The sequence below is a fragment of the Frankia sp. AiPa1 genome, from assembly GCF_023243075.1.
Lineage (GTDB): Bacteria > Actinomycetota > Actinomycetes > Frankiales > Frankiaceae > Frankia.
The window spans coordinates 1-1,312 of the sequence record NZ_JALKFZ020000011.1; the positions used below are offsets into that span (position 1 = coordinate 1).

Annotated in this window: 1 protein-coding gene; it reads left to right on the plus strand. The window is 64.1% G+C overall.

Annotation, left to right across the window (positions count from 1 at the left end):
* The first annotated feature begins 68 nt into the window (after window positions 1-68).
* Window positions 69-1,270, plus strand: a protein-coding gene (locus MXD95_RS04015) for an IS3 family transposase (protein WP_250639159.1) whose coding sequence is annotated in 2 segments (ribosomal slippage) — window positions 69-333 and window positions 333-1,270 — 1,203 coding nt in all. Because the reading frame shifts where the segments join, the coding sequence is not laid out codon by codon here.
* Window positions 1,271-1,312: the final 42 nt, after the last annotated feature.

The following is a 1,312-nucleotide window of genomic DNA, read 5'->3' on the forward strand; positions in this document are numbered from 1 at the left end:
TGAGGTGCCTCTTTTCTTCCGGACAGTGCCCCCTACTAGAATAGGGGGCATCACGGAAGGAGGATTAGTTGACGCGTAAGCGTGGGAAATTCTCGGCCGAGTTCAAGGAAGAAGCCGTGAGGATGGTGATCGAGACATCCCGTGCGATCTCCGATGTCGCACGGGAACTCGGCATCCTAGAAGGAACCCTTGGAACCTGGGTCGCCACCTACCGGCGGGCCCACGCCGGCGAGGCGCCGCCACCGACCACCGATGAAAGCGCGCGGCTGCGTGAACTTGAACAGCAGAACCGTGAGCTGCGCATGGAAAACGAGTTCCTGAAAAAAGCCGCAGCGTACTTCGCCAAGGATCATCGGTGAGCGACACGTTCGAGTTCATCGATGCGGAGTACGCCACCCGCACCACCGCGAATGCCGCCACACCCGTCCCGTCGATCATCCAGATGTGCGTCTGGCTCGGCGTCTCCCGGTCCGGCTTCTACGAATGGCGCGACCGGCCAGCGTCGGCGACCGCGACCCGCCGCGGGGAACTCGCCGCGCTCGTCGCCCGGTCGTTCACCGCCTCCGACGGCACCTACGGCCACCGGCGCGTCCACGCTGACCTGGCCGCCTGGGGTCGTCCCTGCGGCCTCGAACTCGTCCGGGCCCTCATGCGCGAGCAGGGCCTGGAGCCCTGCCAGCCACGGCCCTGGCGGCACGCTCTGACCGAACCCGACCAGACCCCGGCCGCGATCCCCGACCTGCTCGACCGCGACTTCACCGCCGACACCCCCGGCACCAAGATGGTCGGCGACATCACCTACATTCCCACCTGGGAAGGCTGGCTGTATCTGGCGACCGTCCTCGACTGCCACACCAAAGCCGTCATCGGCTGGGCCATGGACGACAACTACAAGACCGGGCTCATCGACACCGCCATCACCATGGCCGCCCGCAACCACCAGCTCGCTGACGGAGCCATTTTCCATTCCGACCGCGGAAGTAACTATACGTCTGCCCAGTTCGCTGCTACGTTGAACAGGTTCGGGATCCGCCAGTCCGTCGGCCGGACCGGAATCTGCTACGACAACGCCATGGCCGAATCATTCTTTGCCGCCCTCAAAAACGAACGGGTCCACCGCACCGCCTACCCCACCCGCGAACACGCCCGCCGCGACATCACCCGCTACATCGAACTCCGCTACAACACGACACGCCGCCACTCCGCACTCGACTACCGCACCCCACGACAGGTCCACGACGAATACCTGAAAAAGCAGCCCGCCGCGTAGATCAACCTAATAGAGACTGTCCGGATTTAAAAGGGCACATCA